The sequence below is a fragment of the Cryobacterium sp. TMT1-2-2 genome (genome assembly GCF_004403505.1).
Lineage (GTDB): Bacteria > Actinomycetota > Actinomycetes > Actinomycetales > Microbacteriaceae > Cryobacterium > Cryobacterium flavum.
On the sequence record NZ_SOGS01000002.1, the window covers coordinates 75748 to 96951 of the forward strand.

At 65.2% G+C, this 21204-nt stretch carries 19 protein-coding genes and 1 pseudogene; 17 read left to right on the plus strand and 3 right to left on the minus strand.

From position 1 onward, the window contains the following. Positions 1-91: 91 nt before the first annotated feature. From ileS to ndk, 4 genes are all read left to right on the plus strand, one after another. A complete protein-coding gene (ileS, locus tag E3T35_RS00530; RefSeq protein WP_134377747.1) occupies positions 92-3499 on the plus strand; it encodes an isoleucine--tRNA ligase in 3408 nt (1135 codons plus the stop codon). 70 nt (positions 3500-3569) lie between these two features. Further along, positions 3570-4940 carry a folylpolyglutamate synthase/dihydrofolate synthase family protein gene (locus E3T35_RS00535; protein WP_166789804.1) on the plus strand — a complete coding sequence of 457 codons (1371 nt, stop codon included), beginning with the start codon at positions 3570-3572 and terminating at the stop codon, positions 4938-4940. Further along, complete coding sequence (locus E3T35_RS00540; protein WP_241987615.1) at positions 4937-5383, plus strand: DUF4233 domain-containing protein; 447 nt, start codon at positions 4937-4939, stop codon at positions 5381-5383. The genes E3T35_RS00535 and E3T35_RS00540 overlap by 4 nt, the downstream gene beginning before the upstream one ends. Then, complete coding sequence (gene ndk / locus E3T35_RS00545) at positions 5380-5802, plus strand: nucleoside-diphosphate kinase (protein ID WP_092339961.1); 423 nt, start codon at positions 5380-5382, stop codon at positions 5800-5802. Before E3T35_RS00540 ends, ndk begins: the two co-directional genes overlap by 4 nt. 59 nt (positions 5803-5861) lie before the next feature. On the opposite strand, the gene E3T35_RS00550 is transcribed toward ndk, so the two are convergent. Then, a complete protein-coding gene (locus E3T35_RS00550) occupies positions 5862-6461 on the minus strand; it encodes a vitamin K epoxide reductase family protein (protein ID WP_241988677.1) in 600 nt (199 codons plus the stop codon). A 945-nt stretch (positions 6462-7406) separates the two neighbouring features. On the opposite strand from E3T35_RS00550, the pseudogene E3T35_RS20110 reads away from it, so the two are divergent. Next, a pseudogene (locus E3T35_RS20110) lies at positions 7407-8591 on the plus strand (Rne/Rng family ribonuclease); the annotation flags it as partial. A gap of 198 nt (positions 8592-8789) precedes the next feature. Here E3T35_RS20110 and E3T35_RS20115 read toward each other — a convergent pair. Next, on the minus strand, positions 8790-9092 hold the full coding sequence (locus E3T35_RS20115) for a pentapeptide repeat-containing protein (RefSeq protein WP_370449289.1): 303 nt from the start codon (positions 9090-9092) through the stop codon (positions 8790-8792). Positions 9093-9879: 787 nt separating this feature from the next. On the opposite strand from E3T35_RS20115, the gene E3T35_RS00560 reads away from it, so the two are divergent. From E3T35_RS00560 to E3T35_RS00570, 3 genes are read left to right on the plus strand one after another with little or no spacing between them, the layout of a single operon-like run. Further along, positions 9880-10863: a permease gene (locus E3T35_RS00560; protein WP_241988678.1), complete on the plus strand. Its 984-nt coding sequence runs from the start codon at positions 9880-9882 to the stop codon at positions 10861-10863. After that, positions 10853-11626, plus strand: coding sequence for a TIGR03943 family protein (locus E3T35_RS00565; protein WP_134377602.1), 774 nt, complete (start codon positions 10853-10855; stop codon positions 11624-11626). Before E3T35_RS00560 ends, E3T35_RS00565 begins: the two co-directional genes overlap by 11 nt. Next, on the plus strand, positions 11616-13103 hold the full coding sequence (locus tag E3T35_RS00570; RefSeq protein WP_134377603.1) for a hypothetical protein: 1488 nt from the start codon (positions 11616-11618) through the stop codon (positions 13101-13103). Before E3T35_RS00565 ends, E3T35_RS00570 begins: the two co-directional genes overlap by 11 nt. A 6-nt stretch (positions 13104-13109) precedes the next feature. On the opposite strand, the gene E3T35_RS00575 is transcribed toward E3T35_RS00570, so the two are convergent. Next, positions 13110-13382 carry a DUF4031 domain-containing protein gene (locus E3T35_RS00575; RefSeq protein ID WP_092339966.1) on the minus strand — a complete coding sequence of 91 codons (273 nt, stop codon included), beginning with the start codon at positions 13380-13382 and terminating at the stop codon, positions 13110-13112. Positions 13383-13631: 249 nt separating this feature from the next. Here E3T35_RS00575 and rplU point away from each other — a divergent pair, with 249 nt between their 5' ends. The 9 genes from rplU (at position 13632) to E3T35_RS00620 (ending at position 21139) form a co-directional block, all read left to right on the plus strand. Beyond that, positions 13632-13940 (plus strand): 50S ribosomal protein L21, encoded by a 309-nt coding sequence (gene rplU / locus E3T35_RS00580; protein WP_134377604.1) that lies wholly within the window; start codon positions 13632-13634, stop codon positions 13938-13940. An 18-nt stretch (positions 13941-13958) separates the two neighbouring features. After that, on the plus strand, positions 13959-14216 hold the full coding sequence (gene rpmA / locus E3T35_RS00585) for a 50S ribosomal protein L27 (protein ID WP_035836705.1): 258 nt from the start codon (positions 13959-13961) through the stop codon (positions 14214-14216). A 158-nt stretch (positions 14217-14374) separates the two neighbouring features. Further along, the gene (obgE, locus tag E3T35_RS00590; protein ID WP_104129904.1) at positions 14375-16036 is read left to right on the plus strand and encodes a GTPase ObgE; all 1662 of its coding nucleotides are present in this window, start codon (positions 14375-14377) and stop codon (positions 16034-16036) included. Beyond that, positions 16033-16839: a glutamate 5-kinase gene (gene proB / locus E3T35_RS00595; protein ID WP_134377605.1), complete on the plus strand. Its 807-nt coding sequence runs from the start codon at positions 16033-16035 to the stop codon at positions 16837-16839. The genes obgE and proB (E3T35_RS00595) overlap by 4 nt, the downstream gene beginning before the upstream one ends. 154 nt (positions 16840-16993) lie before the next feature. Continuing rightward, positions 16994-17800, plus strand: coding sequence for a glutamate 5-kinase (gene proB, locus E3T35_RS00600; protein ID WP_092339970.1), 807 nt, complete (start codon positions 16994-16996; stop codon positions 17798-17800). Between the two features lie 44 nt (positions 17801-17844). Next, a complete protein-coding gene (locus tag E3T35_RS00605) occupies positions 17845-19113 on the plus strand; it encodes a glutamate-5-semialdehyde dehydrogenase (protein ID WP_134377606.1) in 1269 nt (422 codons plus the stop codon). A 131-nt stretch (positions 19114-19244) separates the two neighbouring features. After that, entirely contained in the window at positions 19245-19460 is a 216-nt protein-coding gene (locus tag E3T35_RS00610; protein ID WP_134377607.1) for a hypothetical protein, read from the plus strand. 15 nt (positions 19461-19475) lie between these two features. Next, positions 19476-20069, plus strand: a complete 594-nt coding sequence (nadD, locus tag E3T35_RS00615) for a nicotinate-nucleotide adenylyltransferase (RefSeq protein WP_255409998.1) — start codon at positions 19476-19478, stop codon at positions 20067-20069. Next, a complete protein-coding gene (locus tag E3T35_RS00620; protein ID WP_134377608.1) occupies positions 20066-21139 on the plus strand; it encodes a hypothetical protein in 1074 nt (357 codons plus the stop codon). The genes nadD and E3T35_RS00620 overlap by 4 nt, the downstream gene beginning before the upstream one ends. Positions 21140-21204: the final 65 nt, after the last annotated feature.

Genomic DNA, 21204 nt, shown 5'->3' on the forward strand with positions numbered 1-21204 from the left:
GGGTGGCAAGCGAGGTGGTACCGCGGCGATTTCTCCAGAATCGTTCGTCCTCGTGGAGCAGGGCCCAGTGACCCGTCCCGGTAGGAGAAGCATTTTGTACCCCAAGAGCCGCAATACCCAAAACGGTGCCACACCCGGCGAAGCCATCGTTCCGTCGCCGAATTTTCCGGCCCTCGAGACCGAGGTGCTGGAATTCTGGAAGAACGACGACACCTTTCAGGCCTCCATCGACCAACGCGCCGGCGCCGAGGAATGGACCTTCTACGACGGCCCGCCGTTCGCCAACGGTCTGCCGCACTACGGCCACCTGCTCACCGGCTACGCCAAGGACCTGTTCCCCCGTTTTCAGACCATGCGCGGCAAGCAGGTGCACCGCCGGTTCGGCTGGGACACCCACGGTCTTCCCGCTGAGCTGGAGGCGGAGCGCAAACTCGGCATCACGGACAAAAGCCAGATCGAAGAGATGGGCCTCGCCGCATTCAACGCGGTCGCCCGCGAGTCGGTGCTGGAATACACCAAAGACTGGGAAGAGTACGTCACCCGCCAGGCCCGCTGGGTTGACTTCAAGAACGACTACAAGACCCTCGACATCACCTTCATGGAATCGGTAATCTGGGCGTTCAAACAGCTGCACACCAAGGGCCTCGCCTACGAGGGCTACCGAGTGCTGCCGTACTGCTGGCGCGACCAGACCCCGCTGTCCAACCACGAACTGCGCATGGACGACGACGTCTACAAGATGCGCCAGGACCAGACCGTCACCGTGACCTTCCCGCTGATCGGCGCCAAGGCGGAGACGCTCGGCCTCACCGCCGTGCGCGCCCTGGCCTGGACCACGACCCCGTGGACCCTGCCGACGAACTTCGCGCTCGCCGTTGGCCCCGAGATTGTCTACGCCGTCGTTCCGGCCGGCCCGAACGGTACGCCCGACGCCGAGGTGCTGCGCGAAGGCACCGATACCGCAGCGACTGTGCTCGGTGCCGAATACCTCATCGCCATCGATCTGGTCGGCAACTACGCGAAGGACCTGGGCTACGAGAGTGCCGCCGAGGCATCCGCTGCCGTGTCGCGCACAATTATCGGCAGCGAGCTCGAGGGCGTCAGCTACGACCGCCTGTTCGATTACTACGCCGACGAGTCGGTCTGGGGCACGCAGAATGCGTGGCGCATCCTCGTGGCCGACTACGTCACCACGAGCGACGGTACCGGCATCGTGCACCAGGCTCCCGCTTACGGCGAGGAGGACCAGAAGATCGGTGAGGCCGCCGGCATCCCGGTGATCCTCTCGCTCGACGACGGCGGCAAGTTCCTCAGCGACGTTCCCGACGTCGCCGGAGCGCTCTGGAGCGACGCCAACAAGCCGCTCACCGCGCTGCTCAAGGCCAACGGCCGGCTGCTGCGCCAGGCCAGCTACGAGCACTCCTACCCGCACTGCTGGCGCTGCCGCAACCCGCTCATCTATAAGGCCGTCTCGAGCTGGTTCGTGCGCGTCACCGACTTTCGCCCGCGCATGGTCGAGCTCAACCAACAGGTGAACTGGGTACCCGAGAATGTGAAGGACGGCCAGTTCGGCAAGTGGATCGGCAACGCCCGCGACTGGTCGATCAGCCGCAACCGTTACTGGGGCTCACCGATCCCGGTCTGGAAGAGCGACAACCCCGATTACCCCCGAACGGATGTCTACGGCTCGCTCGACGAGTTGGCCGCCGATTTCGGGGTGCGCCCCACCGACCTGCACCGCCCTTACATCGACGAACTGACCCGTCCGAACCCGGACGACCCCACCGGCCAGTCGACGATGCGCCGCATCACGGACGTGCTCGACGTCTGGTTCGACTCCGGATCGATGCCGTTCGCCCAGGTGCACTACCCGTTCGAGAATCGGGAATGGTTCGAAGCGCACAACCCGGCCGACTTCATCGTGGAGTACATCGGACAGACTCGCGGCTGGTTCTACCTGCTGCACGTGCTCTCCACCGCCCTGTTCGACCGGCCGGCCTTCAAGAACGTGGTCAGCCACGGCATCGTGCTCGGCAACGACGGCCAGAAGATGTCGAAGTCGCTGCGCAACTATCCCGACGTCAATGAGGTCTTCGACCGCGACGGCGCCGACGCCATGCGCTGGTTCCTGATGAGCTCGCCGGTACTGCGCGGCGGCAACCTGGTCGTCACCGAGGAAGGCATTCGAGAGGGTGCTCGCCAGGTCATGCTGCCGCTCTGGAGCACGTACTACTTCTTCACCCTGTACGCGAACGCCTCGGGTACTGACGGTGCCACCGGCTATGAGGCCACCTGGCGCACCGATTCGACCGACGTGCTCGACCGCTACCTTCTGGCCAAGACCCGGGACCTGATCGTGGGCGTCACGGCCGACCTCGAAGCCCTCGACAGCACGGTCGCCGCGGCGCGCCTGCGCGACTTCGCCGACGTGCTCACCAACTGGTACGTGCGCCGGTCGCGCGACCGGTTCTGGGGTGGCGCGGCTTTCGGTGCCACCGAGCACGAAGCCTTCGACACCCTGTACACCGTGCTCGAAACCGTCTGCCGGGTGACCGCGCCGCTGCTGCCCCTCGTCACCGAGCGCATCTGGCAGGGCCTCACCGGCGGTCGCAGCGTGCACCTCGAAGACTGGCCGGACGCCACCCTGTTTCCCGCCGACGAGACCCTCGTCACGGCGATGGACCAGGTGCGCCTGATCAGCAGCACCGTGCTCTCGCTGCGCAAGCAGGCCGGCCTGCGCGTGCGCCTGCCGTTGACCAACCTCACCGTCGTCACCGGCAACACCGCGGCGCTCGGAGCCTTCAGCGGCATCCTGCGCGACGAACTCAACGTGAAGACGGTCACCCTGATCGAGCTCGAAGACGACAGTGCCGCCGCATACGGAGTCACGAGCAAGCTCGTCGTGAATGCCCGCGCCGCCGGTCCGCGCCTCGGCAAGCAGGTGCAGCAGGTCATCAAGGCCGCCCGCGCCGGCGACTGGAGGGAGACCGACGGCCGTGTCACGGCCGGCGGCATCGCCCTGGAACCGAGCGAGTACGACCTGACCCTCGAGGCGAACAGTGACGCCGACGACGGCGGAGCCGCACTCGCCCTGCTGCCCGGCGGCGGATTCACGCTGCTCGCCACGAATACCACGCCTGAACTCGAGGCTGAGGGGTTCGCCCGCGACCTGATTCGCGCCGTGCAGGACACCCGCAAGTCGGCCGGTTTTCAGGTGAGCGACCGCATCCGTCTCGATCTGGTCTTTCAGAGCGAAGCGGATGCCGACAGCTTCGACCTCGCCCTCGGCGTCGACGTCGCGGCGGAAACTCTCGCCACGAGTTTCACAACGCACCGCCCGTCAACCGGCGAATTCTCGGCCGAGCTCCCGTCGGAGTGGCTGGAAGCCCGGGTCGGCGCGCCCGTCGAGCACTACGTTCGCTTTGAAGCCGACCACTATGTCAATCTGGGCGCCGTCATCGTGGCCGTCGCACGCGTGAATGGAGCAATCCTTGTCTGACAACGACAATCCCACTGACGACACCGCTGACTGGAAGAACATCACCGGTCGCGGCGACGACGAGGAGCCGATGAATCAGCCGGCCCCGCTCGACGCCTTCCGCGAAGCCGGAGACGCCGTCTTCGCCGAGCTTCTGCAGCGGGTGGGGGAGGCCCAGCCGCAGCCGCGCCTGGCGCCCACCCGGCGTGCCCTCGACTTTCTCGGCGACCCGCAGGGCTCGTATCCGATCATTCACGTGGCCGGCACCAACGGTAAAACCAGCACGAGCCGCCTGGTCGAGAGCATCGTGCGGGCGTACGGGCTGCGCACCGGCCTGCTGACCAGCCCGCACCTGGTGCGTCTGAACGAGCGCATCGTCATTGACGGCGAACCGATCAGCGACCAGATCCTGGCCGCGAACTGGGCCGATATCAAGCCCTACCTGCAACTCGTCGACACAGAACTCGAAGCTGCCGGGGATGTCCCGCTGACCTTCTTCGAAGCGCTGACCGTGCTGGCCTTCGCCTGCTTCGCCGACGCGCCGGTCGACGTGGCCGTGATCGAGGTCGGCATGGGCGGTGAGTGGGATTCCACCAACGTCGCCGACGGCCAGGTCGCGGTGTTCACCCCGATCGCGCTCGACCACACGCTGCGCCTTGGCAACACCGTCGCCGAGATCGCCCGCACCAAGAGCGGCATCATCAAGCCGGCGGCATCCGTTGTCTCCGCGGCGCAAAGCGCCGACGTGCGGGCCGAGCTGGATCGTGCGGCAGAACTGAGCGAGTCGACCCTGGCCCACGAGAATGAAGGCTTTGAACTGCTTTCGAGCACCGTGGCCGTTGGCGGCCAGGTCATCTCGGTGCGCGGTCTGGCCGGCACATACACCGAATTGTTCCTGCCGCTCTACGGTACCCATCAGGCGCAAAACGCCGCGGTGGCCATCGCCGCCGTCGAATCGTTCCTCGGCGCTGGCAGCCAGGCCCTGGTCGGTGACCTGCTCGCCGAGGGCCTCGCCACGGCGACCTCGCCCGGCCGCCTGCAACTCGTCGGCATCGAACCGACGGTGCTCGTGGATGCCGCGCACAACCCGCACGGAGCGATGGCCCTCGCCGCCGCGCTCGAGGCCTACTTCGACTTCGACGACATCGCCGTGGTCGTTGGAGTCCTCGCCGACAAGGACGCCGAGGGCATCGTCGCGGCGCTCGCCCCTCAGGTCGACCGCTTCTACGTCACGGAGCCGCACTCCGAGCGGGCCGTGCGCATGGACGACCTGGCCGACAACATCGCCAAGTGGACCAGCGACGAGGTCACCTTCCGCTTCGACGATCTGGCCGCTGCGCTCGAGAGCGCCCGCGAGTGGGCGGCCGAGGCGCCCAAACGCGCTGTGCTGGTCACCGGCTCGATCGTGCTCGTCGGCGAAGCGATCACGCTCGCCGCCGCCGGGGAATGGATGGAGAAGTGAGCCTCGTGGCCGACGGCGCTGACGAGTCTGGCGCAGGCAGGTCCGGCGCAGGCCGGTCTCGCCGGTCGTCGGGGCCGCGCTCGGTGAAACGGTCGCTCGCCACGATTTTGCTCGGCTTCGAGACGATCGTTGTCTTTCTCGGTGCCGTCGTCACCCTGGGTCTCGTGTCGGTGGCGACCGAACCCACACCGGTCTCGCCGCTGGCCGTCATCATCGGAGGCGTGTTGCTCGTGCTGGCCATGGTCGGCCTGATCGGACTGCTCCGCTACAGGTGGTCCTACCCGATCGGCTGGGCGCTGCAGGCGATCATCATCGCCACCGGGTTCGTCACCCCGGCCATGTTTTTTGTCGGCGCCCTCTTTGCCGCCATGTGGGCCTACTGCATGATCACCGGCTCTCGAATAGATCACACGAATCCAGATCAACCCAAGGAGATTGCATGAACACCCCGATCGAAGAAACCCTCGTCTTGGTCAAGCCCGACGGCGTTGCGCGCAACCTGACCGGCGAGATTTTGCGCCGCATCGAGGCCAAGGGCTATTCCCTGGTTGACCTGAAGCTGGTTGAACCCGACCGCTCGCTGCTGGCCGCGCACTACGCCGAGCACGAGGGCAAGCCGTTCTTCGAACCCCTCGTCGAATTCATGGAAAGCGGCCCCATCGTCGCCTTCCGCATTGCCGGCAACCGCGTCATCGAGGGTTTCCGAGCCCTGGCCGGTACCACCGACCCGACAACTGCAGCTCCCGGCACCATTCGCGGTGACCTCGGTCGTGACTGGGGTTCGAAGGTTCAGCAGAACCTCGTGCATGGCTCCGATTCGCCCGAATCCGCCGCTCGCGAGCTCGCGCTCTGGTTCGACTAACCAGAGCGTCACGAAAGGCCCCGTCTCGTTTTCGAGGCGGGGCCATTCTGGTTGTGCAACTAAAGACGGTTGAGCACGTCCATGTTGACCTGCGCCACGATGAAGAACACGATGTAGCAGACGATCGTGATGACGAAGATCCAGGAATACGCGGCTCCGGCGAACCGGCGAACGGATGCCCCGCCCGGCAGATTCCCGACCTTGAAGTTGTAGAGGGTCACGGCCAGAAAAGCCGGAATGGTCACCGCCCAGGTCACCATGCACCATGGGCACAGCACATCGAGCACGAAAATGCTCTGGCCGATCAACCAGATCACGAATATGATCGCGGCGAGCATACCGATGTTGAAGCCCACCCAGAACCAGCGGGCGAATCGGGCCCCGGCCAGAATGGCCACGCCGATCGTGATGACCACGCTCCAGGCGGCGAGTCCGATCAGCGGGTTCGGAAAGCCGAGGATGGCGCCCTGTGGGGAGGCGAGATTGGTCGCGCAGCCGATGAGAACGCTGAAGCTGCAGCTCAGTTGAGCGTTCTTGTCTTCCAGCAGGTGGAGCTTGTCGAGCGTGAGCGCGAATGCCGCCGCAAACGCGATGATCCCGGCGATGATCAGGAAAATAGCCAGGCCGGTTGGACGCTGAGAACGCTCTGTCGTTGGCACTCTTGTGATTATGCCACTCGCGCTGCACGGCTTTGTGCGATTACATGCGATAATCGTGGGTAGTCGTTGAGCCGCGCTCAAGCAGACGCCACTGAGCTTAATGAGTCTTAATGAGTACAGAGCTTGCCTGGGCAACAGTCGCCCGGAATTAGGGTCCCACGATCCGAAGTATTTGCAGCCAGAGCACAGTCCCCGAGCACAGTTTCGACCAAGACCGGGGGGCAAAGCCGGTTGCCGCAGTAAAAAATTCGCGGGGTTTTCACGAAGGTGACAACCTCGCACGAGAGAGTAACCGGTGGGTGGCGCGGTCATCCACAGCGGTCAAGGAGCGCACCAGTGATGGTGGAAGACAACGAAAACAAGAAACGCAAGAGCCTGTTCGGCACTCGCAAATCAACCCGGAAGGCGCCGGTCACCCGGTCGACCGCCGCCCCAGCAGCCGAGGCACCCGCAACGCCGGTCGTCGCCGAGCCAGAGCCCGCCAGGGTCACCATCGCGGAGTACAACAACGTCACCGGAGCGCAGCAGATGACCGACGTCACGCCCGATCTCGCCGCCGACGACAAGGCGACAGTACCCGTGCGCCGGTCGTTCTCCCTGCTGTTCCAGGCGCCGGAGATCCTGCCGATGCCGGCGCGCACCGGCATCCGCCAGTCGCACCAGGACGACGACGACGACGAAGAAGAAACCACGACGGTTCGTCGTCGTGCCCGTCGTCGCACCGGCGACGAGAGCCGCTCAGGCACCGACGACCCGGCCAACACCGTCGTCAAGGTGCGCGCCCCGCGCGAACCCGAGCTCATCACCGAACCCCAGCGCATCAAGGGATCCACACGGCTTGAAGCCAAGAAGCAGCGTCGCCGCGACGGCCGTGATGCCGGGCGCCGTCGCCCGGTCATTACCGAGGCCGAGTTCCTCGCCCGCCGCGAGTCCGTCGACCGTCTCATGGTCGTGCGCGCCAAGCACAACAAGATCCAGATCGGCGTCCTCGAAGACGGCGTGCTGGTCGAGCACTACGTGGCCAAGAATCAGGACGCCTCGCTCATCGGCAACGTCTACCTGGGCCGGGTGCAGAACGTGCTCCCGAGCATGGAAGCCGCGTTCGTCGACATCGGACGCGGCCGCAACGCCGTGCTCTACTCCGGTGAGGTCGACTGGGACGCTGCCGCCGAGAACTCCGGCAGCAGCAACCAGGCCCGCCGCATCGAGCTGGCCCTCAAGCCCGGCGACAAGGTCCTTGTGCAGGTCACCAAAGACCCGATCGGTCACAAGGGCGCCCGCCTCACCAGCCAGGTGTCCCTGCCTGGCCGCTACCTCGTTTACGTGCCCAACGGTTCGATGAACGGCATCAGCCGTAAGCTCCCCGACACCGAGCGTGCGCGCCTGAAGAAGATCCTCAAGGAGGTTCTGCCCGACAATGTCGGAGTCATCGTGCGCACCGCCGCCGAGGGCGCCACCGACGAGCAGCTCACCGTCGACGTCAACCGACTGCGCGAACAGTGGGCGCACATCGCGGAGCAGGTCGAATCGGCCCAGGCCCCCGCCGAGCTGCACAGCGAGCCCGACCTGCTGGTCAAGATCGTGCGCGATGTTTTCAACGAAGATTTCCAGCGGATGGTCGTGGCCGGCCCTGACGTGCGCGCCACTATTGAGACCTACCTCAGCCAGGTAGCTCCCGACCTGCTCGAGCGCGTTGAAACCTACGAGGGCGAGGTCGACGCGTTCGACGAGTTCCGCATCTCGGAGCAGATCGAGAAGGCTCTCGACCGCAAGGTCTGGCTGCCGTCCGGCGGATCCCTCGTGATCGACCGCACCGAGGCCATGACCGTCGTCGACGTCAACACCGGCAAGTTCGTCGGCAGCGGCGGCAACCTCGAAGAGACCGTCACCAAAAACAACCTCGAAGCGGCCGAGGAGATCGTGCGCCAGCTGCGCCTGCGCGACATTGGCGGCATCATCGTGGTCGACTTCATCGACATGGTGCTCGAATCGAACCGCGACCTGGTGTCGCGTCGCTTGATCGAGTGCCTCAGCCGCGACCGCACCAAACACCAGGTGGCCGAGGTCACCTCGCTCGGACTCGTACAGATGACCCGTAAGAAGCTCGGCCTCGGCCTGCTGGAGTCGTTCAGTGAAAACTGCGAGGCCTGCGCAGGTCGCGGCATCATCGTGCACCACGACCCGGTGATCAAGCACCGCCAGACCGCGCAGCCGCCGCAGGAGCGCCGACCGCGCGCCAAGGCCGGCAGCTCCGCCCCCAATAACAGTGGCGGCAGCAACGCCTCCAGCACTGGCGGCTCCGGCAGTAACCGGGACAACGGGCACAACTCAGGTCAGCGCGACAGCGCTTTTGACGCGCCGAAGAGCGGCCAGGGCACCCACGGCATCACCGAGGACGCCAAACAGGCTCTCGCACTGATCGCCGCGCGCACCATCACCCGCACCGGCTCGATCTCGATCATTCCGCCCGAAAGCAGGGAAGCGGATGCTGACGCAGCGACCATAGCGCCGGTCACGACCGAATCTGCCCACACCGATTCGGCCGGCACCGTGCAGGTCGGTACCGTGCAGGTCGGTACCGAGCAGGTCGGTACCGAGCAGGTCGGCACCGCACCGGTCGACGCCGAGCACGCCGACACGGCGAACGCCGAGCAGGCCGGACCGGCAGGCGCCGAACCGGCGAGCACCGAGCGTTCACGCGGTCGGCAGTCGCGGTCGCGCGGCCAGAACGCGCGCACCCAGCAGTCGCGGTCCGAGCAGGCCCGCGCCCGCCAGGCCAGCACGGAACTGGCCAACGCGCAGCAGGCCGGCACGGAACTGTCTAGCACGCAGCAGGCCGGCACGGAACTGTCTAGCACGCAGCAGGCCGGCACGGAACTGTCTAGCACGCAGCAGGCCGGCACGGAACTGTCTAGCACGCAGCAGGCCGAGCCCGAGGCATCCGCTGCCCCCGTCACTGAGCAGTTCGTCGCGACGAAAGCAACGGATACCGCACCCCGCACCCGCGGTGGGCGCAGCACCCTCGCAGCCGGAGCGCCGACCGTTTCAACACCGATCGTGCCGACCCCCGCCCCCGACACATCGGAGTCTGTTGACATCCTCGACATTCCGGTGAAGAAGTCCACACGCACCACCCGGCGCCCCAGCAAGCAGGTCACCGACCAGCTGCTGGATTCGGTGCTCGACTCGCTGCCGGAACCGAAACTTCCCGGTCAGGGACGCGCGCGCAGCCGTCGCGTCACGACCGCCGGCGGTTCCGCCGGGCAGGCCATTTTGACCGCAACCGGTTCGGCGACCTCAGCGTCGACGTCCAGCCAGCCGCCGCACGGCGACTAGGCCCAAACAGAAGTCAGACGGTAACGCAATCGGCGGGCAGCTCCCTCTCCTGCGGCGATGGCCTCTCGGCCTCACCGCGGGGGTGTTGGTGGTGCTCGCCGTTTTCGTCGTGCGGGCGCTTTCGCCCGCCTTCATCGACGAGCAGCTGAGCGATTTCCAACTGCCCGACCGGGTGCAGGACACCCTGACCCTGGCGATCAGCGTCATCATCGAGTCGGTGCCGTTCGTATTTCTGGGCATCCTACTCTCGGCGGTCGTGCAGGTTTGGCTGCCGCACGGCGTTCTGGCCCGGCATCTGCCACGCAACCCCATTCTGCGGCGCGCCACGATCTCGCTGCTCGGCATGTTCTTTCCGGTCTGCGAGTGCGGCAACGTGCCGCTCGCCCGCGGATTCATGGTCGGTGGGTTCACCGTCTCCGAATCGATCACCTTTCTGCTCGCCGCGCCCATTCTCAACCCGATCACCATAATCACCACGCACCAGGCCTTCGGCTGGGACGGCCACATTCTGGTCGCGCGGCTGGTCGGCGGATTCCTCATCGCCAACGTCGTAGGCTGGCTGTTCAGCAAGCACCCCGACCCGCAGAGCCTGCTGACGACCAGGTTCGCGGCCGCCTGCGCGGTCGGGTCCACGAGCGGGCACGATCATGCACACCACCGGGAGAGCCGGTTCAGCCAGACCACCGAGATCTTCATTCGCGAAACATCGGTCATCATGCCGGCCCTGTTCATCGGCTCCGCCGTAGCCGCCCTCACCCAGGTGTTCGTGCCGCGGTCGGTGCTGCTCGCGCTCGGCAGCAACCCGGTCTGGTCGGTGCTCGCCATGATGGCGCTGGCTTTCATCGTGGCGGTCTGCTCCAACGTTGACGCGTTCTTCGTGCTGTCGTTCGGCAGTACCTTTCTGCCCGGCGGAATCGTGGCGTTCCTCGTGTTCGGTGCCCTGATCGACGTCAAGATGCTCGCCCTCATGCGCACGACCTTCACCAGTCGCACCCTGGTGCAGATCACGGTCGTGGTGGGCCTCATGAGCGCCGCGCTCGGATTGCTGGTGAACTATGTTGCCTGACCGAAAGCTGTTCGGGGCCCTCCGCTATTGGGCTGAGCGCTGGCAGGGTGTGCTGCTCAGCCTCGTGGTCGTTGTCGCGACCCTGTGGCTGGCCCTGAGCGGCCAGCTCGGCCTCTATATCCACCCTCGCTATTTCGTTTTCACGATCGCCATGGCCGTGGTCGGGCTTGTGCTCGTCGCCGCCGGGTTCGCCCGTCGACGCGGTTTTGAGGTCGAACGCAGCGGTCGGGTCCAAACGACTCTGACCGGGGTCGGAGTCGGGCTGCTGCTGATCATGGGCGTCGCCATGGTCGTGGTCCCGCCGACCACCCTGACCAGCGCCACGGCAACCCAGCGCGAGGTCAATTCCGGCGGGCTCGGCACCGACGACGACGCCGACCAGGCCGCGGCGCTCATCGGCACCGGCGACTTTGAGCAGCTCAGCGTGCGCGAGTGGGTCTCCCTGCTCGCGCAATCCTCCGATCCGGCCTTCTACGCCGACAAAACCGCTCAGGTCACCGGGTTCGTCACGCCTGACGCCAAAGACCCCGATAACGTGTTCTATGTGGCCCGGTTCGTCGTCACCTGTTGCGCGGTCGACGCCCAGCCGATCGGCGTTCCGGTCTACCTGCCGGGCTGGCAGGCCGAGTACAAGGTCGATGACTGGGTGCAGATCACCGGCCGGTTCGAGCTGAGCGTGAGCGCATCAGCGAGCGATCCACTCGCGATCACCCCGGTCGAGATCCTTCCCGTAGACCAGCCGAATGACCCCTATGTCTACTGACCCCTCTGCTGACCTGTTGACCGGGCAACCGCTCCCGGCACGGTCGACCCGCCCATTCCGCCGTACCCTCTGGATACTCGTCGGCGGCCTGGTCGCGGCCTGCGTTGCCCTGGTCGCCGTCAACCTGCTGACCGGCCCCCGGCTCACCGACGTCGACGTCGACACCACCGCCGTGGTCTCTTCCGCAAACGCGCGCCTCGTGCTCGCGACGAACCGTCAGTTGACCGACATCGCCCCGGAGCAGGTGAGTATCGAGCCGTCCGCAGCCTTTCAGGTCACCACGAGCGCGAATTCCGTCGTGATCTCCTTCCCGCAGCCACTCGCCTACAACACCGACTACGCGGTCTCCGTGCAAGGCATTACCGGCACGGCCGTCGACCGAGAATCGACCGTCAGGGCAGCCTTCAGTACGAGCGAACCCTCGCTGTACTACCTCAGTCGCGCGGCGTCGGCCGCCGAAGCCGGCACGCGCGGCACGGACCGCATCCTGCGGACCACGACCGGCAGGGCTGACACCGAGGTGGCCTTCGAGTCGGCGAACATCCAGCAGTTCGTGCCGATGGGCAGCGAACTCGCCGTGGTCACGGTGAACCCCGATCTGGCCAACGCGCTCTATCGCGTTGATGCCGACGGTACCGCCGAAGCTCTCAACCTGCCCGGTGTCGGCCTCGTGCAGGATCTGCAAGCCGCGCCCGGCCAGTCCCTGCTCGGTTTTCGTTTCACCAGCGCAGCGGATGCCGCAGGCCCGCACTACGACAACGTGCTGTTCGTGCTCGACCTGCGCACCAACAATGCCACTGCGGTCCCCGCCCTCGAGGGTGGCCCGCTGAGTGTTACGACCTGGGGATTCATGGCCAATCGCGCCGACATCGTTGCACAGCAATTCGATTCGACCTTGCTGCTGATCAATCCGCTAAACCAGTCCGGCGGCAACCCGCTCGAGAATGAACCCGAATTCGACCCATCGGTACCGCTCGGGCAATTCGCGAACCTCACCGCGTTCGCGCCCGACGGCGTGCGCATCGCCGTGTCGGACCGCGACGGCCAGTACGTGCTTGATCTGTCGCAGGGCACAGAGTCCGCCATCGTGCCGCAGAGCGTGGAAGGCACCACCCAGTACACCGCCGAGCTGCGCTTCCTTGCCGGGGGAGCCGGCACGGACTCCGACAGCTACGTGCAGCGCGTCGCCGAGTTCGACGCCGCTACCGGTTCGGTCAGGCAATATCTCTCGCTGGTGCAGGGTGGTGAGGCGCGCACCATCTATGCGCCGGCATCCGCTGACGAAACCATTGTTGGATTCGAGCTCTCGCCGAACGACCAGTTCCTGGCCGTGCAGATCGTGCCGAACCGTGAGACCGAGCGCTCCGACGGATACCCGGTCAATGCTCAGGCAACGGATGCAACGACCCTGTTCGTGAACGTGGCTACCGGCGCGGTGCGCCGCAGCGTGCTCGGCTTCGACGCCACCTGGCAGTAGCCGAGGCTACAGTCCGCGCCGCTCCCGGGCGGTCACACGCAGCCCGCTGGAGCGCAGCCGCACGATCATCTCCCGAAAGCTCACCGGCACGGCCCCGGCGGCCACCAGGTCCGCGTAGCGGCCTTCAGGCACGTCGTAGTGGTCGAGGTCGAAGCCACGCCGGGGAATACCGGCCTGAGCGGCGAAAGCGTGCAATTCGTGCAGATTCGAGTCGCTCACGAGGTGTGCCCACACCGTTCCGTGCGCCGGCCAGCTAGGCTGATCGATAAGTATTGCCATGATCGAAGTCTACGAGCCGCCCTGTGTTTCAGAAGTGGTTCAGACACGCCGTGCCGTTGGTTTGACCACGGGTAGCGGATCAGGTAAAGTCAACCCTTGGTGTGCGTTAGATAAATAAACGCGAATACCAAGGTTTTCTGAGTGCGCTGGGCCAACCGGTCCGTGTACTGCAGTGAATGCAGCAGTCAAGTTTGAGCAGTGAGTTTCCGCAAATTGGAGCCTCAGGCTCCCCAGAGATTGGTACGTAAAGTGGTTTACGCAGTTGTGCGCGCCGGAGGGCGGCAGGAGAAGGTAGAGGTCGGTACCATCGTGACGATGGACCGAATCAAGGCTGACAAGGACGGCAACGTCGAGCTGGCCGCTGTGCTCCTCGTCGACGGCGACAAGATCACCACTGACGGGGCGTCACTGGCCAAGGTCAAGGTCACCGCTGAGGTTTTGAACAACCTTCGCGGTCCGAAGATCGTCATCCAGAAGTTCAAGAACAAGACCGGGTACAAGAAGCGTCAGGGGCACCGTCAGGAGCTCACTCGCGTTCAGGTTACCGGCATCGCCTAGGCCAGAGGAGATAGACAGATGGCACATAAAAAAGGTGCGAGTTCCACTCGCAACGGTCGTGACTCGAACGCTCAGCGCCTCGGCGTGAAGCGCTTCGGCGGTCAGGTTGTCGGCGCGGGCGAGATCATCGTTCGGCAGCGCGGCACGCACTTCCACCCCGGCGTCAACGTCGGCCGTGGCGGCGACGATACTCTCTTCGCTCTCGAAGCCGGCTCCGTGCAGTTCGGCGCCAAGGGTGGCCGCAAGGTCATCAACATCGTGGTTGCAGCCGAGTAGGTTTTTACAGCACAGTATTTTTCGTACACAACGTCAGGGCGGGCTTCGGTCCGCCCTGACGTGTTTGTTCAGCACTTTTTGTAGCACATCGTTCCACGCACGGGTTTCATAGCACCTCGTTTTGAAGCATTTCTTGCGCCACCTGAAAGGGGCACTCCATGGCCACATTCGTTGACCACGTGACGCTGCATTTACGAGCGGGCAATGGAGGAAACGGATGCGTTTCGGTCAAGCGCGAGAAGTTCAAACCTCTTGCCGGTCCCGACGGCGGTAACGGCGGCAGCGGCGGAGACCTCGTGCTCGTGGCCGATCCCAGCACGACCACCCTGCTCGGCTTCCACCGGTCACCGCACCGCAGTTCCGACAACGGCGGCCCCGGCATGGGCGACCACCGCAATGGCCACAACGGCGAGATGCGCGAGCTCATGGTTCCCATCGGCACCGTGGTCAAGGACATCGAGGGCAACCAGCTCCTCGACATGGACGAACCCGGCCTGCGCCTCATCGTCGCGCCCGGCGGCCAGGGCGGGCTCGGCAACGCCGCCCTCGCCTCGACCAAGCGCAAGGCCCCCGGCTTTGCCCTGCTCGGCACGCTCGGCTGGGAAGGCGACGTCTACCTCGAGCTCAAGACCGTAGCGGATGTCGCGCTCGTCGGGTACCCTTCGGCTGGCAAGTCCAGCCTGATCGCCGCCATGAGTGCGGCTCGGCCCAAAATCGCCGACTACCCCTTCACCACGCTGCACCCCAACCTCGGCGTCGTCGAATCGGGTGAGTCGCGCTACACCATTGCCGACGTGCCCGGCCTGATCGAGGGCGCGAGCGAGGGCAAGGGGCTCGGCCTTGAGTTCCTTCGCCACGTTGAACGCTGCACCGCCCTGCTGCATGTGCTGGACTGTGCCACGCTCGAGCCCGGTCGCGACCCGATCAGTGACCTCGACGTCATTCTCGGCGAACTCGACGCCTACCCGGTGCCCGACGGCCAAAAGCCGCTGCTGCAGCGCTCCCAGCTCATCGCCCTGAACAAGATCGACGTGCCGGAAGGCCGCGAACTGGCCGCCTTCGTCAAGGCCGACCTCGAAGCCCGTGGCTACCGCGTATTCGAAATTTCCAGCGTCACCCACGAGGGCCTCAAACAGCTCAACTACGCCCTCGCCGAGGTCGTCGAACAGGGCCGCGCCGAGGCTGCCGCAGCCGAAGCGAAGAAGCCGCGCATCATCATCCGTCCCAAGGCCGTCGATGAGGGCGGCTTCGTCATCAAGGTCGAGGGTGGCACCTTCGGCAACATTTACCGCATTCTCGGTACCAAGCCGGAACGCTGGATTCAGCAGACCGACTTCACGAACGATGAGGCCGTCGGCTTCCTCGCCGACCGACTCGCCAAGCTCGGTATCGAGAATGAGCTGTACAAGTCGGGAGCCATCGCCGGCTCGACCGTCATCATCGGCCCCGGCCACGGTGTCGTCTTCGACTGGGAGCCCACGCTCACCTCCACCGCCGAACTCATCACGGCTCCCCGCGGCACCGACGCCCGCCTTGACGAGCCTAAACGTCGCACCAGCAACGAACGCCGCGAGGAGTACTTCGGCCGAATGGACGCCAAGTCCTCGGCCCGCGCCGAACTCATTCGTGAGCGCGAAGCCGGCATGTGGCAGACCGGCGAGGAGGAACACAACGAAGACGTTCGCCTCGCCGACGTGGAATTGAACTTCTCCACGCCGGCCGACGCCGCCGAGCCCGAAACCGCGCCAGACACCGGCATCGAAACGGATGCCAATGCTGACGAGACTGAGACAGACCCAACGGAAGAAGTACAGAAGTGAGTGGCTTAGCCAGGGACAACGTAGCGGGCGCGAAACGCGTCGTGGTGAAGGTCGGGTCTTCGTCGATCAGCGGCGAGAACTCCGAGCAGATCACCCCACTCGTTGACGCCCTGGCTGAGGCCTACGGTCGCGGCACTGAGGTGGTACTCATCTCCTCGGGCGCGGTCGCCACCGGCATGCCCTTCCTGAACCTTGATGAACGCCCCAGTGACGTCGCCACCCAGCAGGCCGCCGCCGCTGTCGGGCAGAATGTGCTCATCTTTCGGTACCAGGAAAGCCTCGACAGGTACGGCATCGCTGCCGGTACCGTGCTGCTGACCGAGGGCGACGCTCTCAAGGAACCGCACCGAAGCAACACCCGGCGCGCACTGGAACGACTGCTCGACCTGCGCATTCTGCCGGTCGTCAACGAGAACGACACCGTGGCTGTCTATGGCTTGCGGTTCGGCAGCAATGATCGCCTCGCCGCCCTGGTCGCAACCCTCATCCAAGCCGACCTGCTGATCATGCTCAGCGACGTCGACGCGCTCTACACCAAGCCGCCGCACCTGCCGGGCGCTGAGAAGCTCGACTTCATCGCCGCGGACGACCCGCTCGACGGGTTCGAGTTCAGTTCGAGCGGAGCAACCGGAGTGGGCACCGGGGGAGCGAGCACGAAGGTGGTCGCCGCCCGCCTCGCCACCAATGCTGGCACCGCCGTTCTGGTCACCTCGACCGAACTGGCCGCTGCAGCCCTGCGTGGCGAGCACGTCGGCACCTGGTTCGAGCCGACGGCAAGCGAAGAGCGTCGCGCGCTGCTCTGACCGAGCCGGCGCACCAGCTGCGCTAAACTGCCGGTGGTCGCACGGCGCGTCCATTATTCTTGCCGGAGGGCCAGATTCATGTGGGGTTGCACGTCCTTATTGGGGTCAGCGTGAATGGCTTCAGCGTTAATGTAGCCAACCGAAATATCACCCGATGAGGGCGCACTCGCAGCAGGTTGTTCGATCGGCCGCGCGTATCGTGGTCAAGGTGGGCTCCTCGTCGATCAGTGGCGAGAATTCCGGGCAGATCGCGCCCTTGGTCGACGCCTTGGCTGAAGCGCATGCCCGGGGCACCGAGGTGGTTCTGGTGTCGTCCGGTGCCATTGCCATCGGCATGCCGTACCTCCAGCTGCAGGAGCGGCCGACCGACCTGGCTACCCAGCAAGCGGCGGCATCCGTTGGTCAGAATCTGTTGATCTTTCGGTACCAGGACAGCCTCGACCGCTACGACATCGTGGCCGGTCAGGTGCTGCTGACGGCGAGCGACCTCGACAACGCCACCCACCGCGGCAACGCCCAGCGCGCCATGGAGCGCCTGATGGCGCTGCGTATTCTTCCGATCGTCAACGAGAATGACACCGTAGCCACCCACGAGATTCGATTCGGCGACAACGACCGACTGGCCGCCCTCGTCGCCACCCTGATCGGTGCCGACCTGCTCGTGCTCCTCAGCGATGTGGATTCCCTCTACACGTGCCCGCCGGACCTGCCCGGTGCTGAGCGCATCAGCCACGTGGCATCCGGTGACCCGTTGGTGGGGATGGAATTCGGCGCGACTGCCGTCAACGGGGTTGGCACCGGGGGAGCGAGCACCAAGGTGACGGCGGCGCGCATCGCGGCCCAGGCCGGAACCGCCGTGCTGGTCACGGCGACCGGGTTGGTGGCCGAGGCGTTGCGCGGGGATCCGGTGGGAACCTGGTTCGAACCGTCGCCAGCACCGTCAGCACTGCGTATTTCCTGAGAGCCGAGAATAGTCTCATGGTTCGCCTCCCGTAAACTAGGTTCATGTTGCAGTCTCTGAACGATGTAGCCCAGCTCACGCCCACCCTCGAGGCCGCTCGCGCCGCCTCCCTGCCGCTCGCTTCAGCGCCGACAGAGCTAAAGAATAAAGCGCTGAAATTGATTGCGCAATCGCTGCGCGACCACGCCGCGCAGATCGTGACGGCCAACCAGGTCGACCTCGCTGCCGGCGCCACCAACGGCCTCAGTGCCGGACTGCTCGACCGGCTCAAGCTCGACCCGCCGCGCATTATGGCCCTCGCCGACTCCGTCGACCAGATCGCGCTGCTGACCGACCCGGTCGGCCAGGTCGTGCGCGGCAGCAGCCTGCCCAACGGCATCAAAATCAGCCAGGTGAGTGTTCCCTTCGGCGTCATCGGAGTCATCTACGAAGCTCGCCCGAACGTCACCGTCGATCTGGCCGCCCTCGCCTTGAAAAGCGGCAACGCCGTCGTGCTCCGCGGTGGTTCCGCTGCCGAGAACAGCAACCGAGTACTCATCGACCTGGTGCAGGCGGCGATCACCGACGCCGGACTCAACCCTGATTCGGTGCAGACCATCGATCCCTTTGGTCGGGCCGGCGCGACCGAGCTCATGAAGGCTCGCGGCTACGTCGACGTGCTCATTCCCCGTGGCAGCGCCAAGCTGATCCAGACCGTGGTTCGTGAGTCCCAGGTGCCGGTCATCGAGACCGGTGCCGGCGTCGTGCACGTCTTCCTCGATGAGACGGCTACCAAGCAGTGGGCGATCGATATCGTGTACAACTCCAAGACGCACCGTCCGAGCGTCTGCAATGCCCTGGAAACCCTGCTCGTACACCGCAGCGCAGCTGAACGCTTGCTTCCCGATGTGTTGGACAAGCTCACGGCGTCCGGTGTCACCATCCATGCGGATGCCCGCACCCGCGCGCTCTATCCGGCCGCTGTCCCGGCGACCGACGATGACTGGGGCACCGAATACATGAGCCTCGACATTTCGGTGGCGATTGTCGACTCCCTCGATGAGGCCATGGACCACATTCGTCGCTATTCAACCGGGCACACCGAGTCGATCATCACCAACGATCTGCAGAACGCTGAGCGCTTTCTGAACGAGGTCGATTCGGCCTCGGTCATGGTCAACGCCTCCACTCGCTTCACCGACGGCGGAGAATTCGGCTTCGGTGCCGAGGTGGGTATCTCCACCCAGAAGCTGCACGCTCGTGGGCCGATGGGTTTGCCAGAGCTGACCAGCACAAAGTGGATCGTGCGCGGCACCGGCCAGGTACGCGCGTAGTTTCACACGCGGGTGCCGGTCAAGTGCGCCGGTCAAGCTAGAATGAGGCGACGGCGTGAGCCGTCAGGCGCGCGACCCGTCGCGGCCAACTGGGGCCGCGCCCGACTGCGCGGCGCGTGAATGGAGAACCGATGTCTTTTGTGAGTGCCGTGCTAACCGAGGTCGAGCACATCGCCTTGCCGTTGCCGCTCATCGTCTACCCGGTGGTGGCCGCCGTGTTGTTCCTGGCCCTCGGCGTCGTGCTGTGGAGCTTTCGTGATGTGTCCAACCGCCACAGCGGCAAGGCTGACGCCTACGCCGCCGCGCATGGCGGACACGGTGGTACCACCGGCACCGGTGGCCACTAGAAGCCTGATCTTAACGTGACAGTTCGTCGCCTTCGCATCGGCGTGATGGGCGGAACGTTCGACCCTATTCACCATGGGCACCTCGTCGCCGCCAGCGAGGTGGCACAGAGCTTCGACCTCGACGAGGTGATCTTCGTGCCCACCGGGCAGCCGTGGCAGAAAAGCGGCGTCACCCGCGGCGAACATCGCTACCTGATGACGGTGATTGCGACCGCGTCCAATCCGCGGTTCACGGTGAGTCGGGTGGATATTGACCGGGTCGGCCCGACTTACACCATTGATACGCTGCGTGATCTGCACGAAGAACGTCCGGATGCCGAATTGTTCTTCATTACCGGAGCGGATGCGATCACCCAGATTCTCGGCTGGAAAGACGTGCGTGAACTGTGGCAGCTGGCACATTTCGTGGCTGTGAGTCGCCCGGGCCATGAGCTGAGCGTTTCGGGATTACCGAACCAAGACGTAAGCTTGTTGGAAGTTCCGGCACTGGCTATTTCGTCCACTGACTGCCGGGCACGGGTCAATCGGGGATTCCCGGTCTGGTATCTGGTCCCCGACGGGGTCGTCCAGTACATCTCAAAGCATCATCTGTATCGGAGTGTGGCATGACGTCGGGAGACCCTCAGCCGCTCAGCCGACGTCAGGCGCGCGAACTCGCCCGCGAACAGGGTGACGAAGCTGCCGCGGTGTACGACGCAATCCCGACCCTCGACGTTCCGGTGCTGGTCCCCGCCGCGCTTCGCCCGGCATCGTTTGCTCCATCGGCACAGACCTCGACATCACGGCGAACGAGCCGGAACCACACGGCTCCCGATCCGAAAGAGCTTCAGGACACCGTCGATAAAGTTCCAACCCCGGGTGCAGCCGAGCCCGACCCGTCGGTTCCGGCATCGCACACCCTGAGTCGCCGGGAATTGCGCGCACTGCACGCACGTGAAGACGAGGAACGGGCTCTCAATACTGGGGACCTCACGACCCCCTCCGATCAGCCCGCCGACGCTGAAACTACTGCTGCTGGGCCGGTTGACCCTGAGCTGGTCGAGGCCGAGCTGATCGAGCCCGAGCCCACCACGCCGGTCGCCGTCGACCCGGTCGAATCCGAGCAGATGTACGCCGAGCCGATCGTGGCCGAGCCGATCGAGGCGCCGGATCCGACCATCAGTGACAAGACCGGATGGATGCCGCCGATCGGACACTGGTCGGTCGATGCGGATGCTCCGCGCGTCGACGTATCGCAGCCTGACCAGTCGCTCGACGAACTGATCAACCGTGGTATCGGGGCCGGGGGCATTCCCACCACCACGAACGCGCTCATCCTGCCGTCGATTCCCCACCAGCCGAGCAGCGTGAGTCCCATCTCCAATACGGGCGAGATCATGATCACGGGGTCATTCGACCTGCCGCGCAGTCTTGGCTCGACCGGCGCCCACCCGAATCTGTTCGATTCGTCCGAGATGGACCACCTGATGGACCAGCTCGACGCCGATCAGCTAGGCGGGGACTCGGCCCCGGTCAGTGCGAGTCGCGCCGTGAGCACGCACGCGTCTACCCGCGGGATGTTAACCCCGCCCAAGAATCAGCGTGCCTCACTTCCCACCGTTTTGGTCATCGCCACGGCCGCACTGGCCGTGAGTGTTCTGGCGCTCTTCGTGACCGGCTACCTGCTGGGTCTCTTCTAGTGCCCCGCGCCATGCATCCGTGTCTTTCCTTCCTCGCGGGCCTCTTCGGCTCGCTCGTTTCCCCT